1 pseudogene is annotated in these 270 nt (G+C 62.2%); it reads left to right on the top strand.

Features of this window, described 5'->3' with window-relative positions:
• Positions 1-270, top strand: a pseudogene (locus tag SB816_RS31905) (glucose-6-phosphate dehydrogenase); the annotation flags it as partial.

The raw sequence follows: 270 nt of genomic DNA, 5'->3' as shown, positions 1-270 counted from the left end.
GAGCATTCTCGCGGTGCGCTTCGCGAATGCGATGTTCGAGCCCATCTGGCGACGCGAATATATCGACAGCGTGCAGATCACGGCGTCGGAAGTGATCGGCGTGGAAGGGCGCGGCAGTTTCTACGAGCCGACCGGCGCGTTCCGCGACATGGTGCCGAACCATCTGTTCCAGTTGCTCGGCATGATCGCGATGGAGCCGCCGAACTCGTTCGACGCGGAATCGGTGCGCAACCGCAAGGCCGAGATCTTCGACGCACTGCAGCCACTCAA

This window comes from Achromobacter sp. SIMBA_011, from assembly GCF_046535435.1.
Lineage (GTDB): Bacteria > Pseudomonadota > Gammaproteobacteria > Burkholderiales > Burkholderiaceae_B > Achromobacter > Achromobacter dolens.
The sequence above is the reverse complement of the archived record's forward strand: the minus strand, read 5'-3'. Positions and strand labels throughout refer to the sequence as shown.